The organism is Amycolatopsis ponsaeliensis, from assembly GCF_030182635.1.
GTDB lineage: Bacteria > Actinomycetota > Actinomycetes > Mycobacteriales > Pseudonocardiaceae > Amycolatopsis > Amycolatopsis ponsaeliensis.
Map to the genome: position 1 here is coordinate 1 of NZ_JAPZLD010000133.1, position 379 is coordinate 379.

Here is a 379-nt window from a genome sequence, read left to right on the forward strand (position 1 = left end):
ATCCGCAGGCAAGCGCCACCACGGCAAACGCCGCAAGGGCAACCCGCGGCTGCAGGCGATGCTGGTCGAGTGCGCCTGGGCAGCCGTGCGTCACCCCGGCTATCTGCAGACTCTTTACCGCCGCCACGTCCGCCGGTTCGGTGGGTTCCGCAGCTCAGCGGCGAAGAAGAAAGCCGTCATCGCCGTCGCACACAAACTTTCGATCATCATCTGGCACGTCCTGGCCACCGGCCGTGGCTATGACGACCTCGGCGCCGACTACCACACCCGCCGCATCGATCCCCACGCCGAGACCCGGCGGCTCGTTGCCAAGCTCCAAGCCCAGGGCTACACCGTCAGTCTCGAACCCGCCGCCTGAGAGCACCACCCGGCAACAACC

1 protein-coding gene is annotated in these 379 nt (G+C 67.3%); it reads left to right on the plus strand.

Features of this window, described 5'->3' with window-relative positions; all coding sequences use genetic code 11:
• On the plus strand, window positions 1-358 hold a 358-nt coding region (locus QQ657_RS56545; protein ID WP_284750755.1), incomplete at its 5' end, for a transposase.
• Window positions 359-379: the final 21 nt, after the last annotated feature.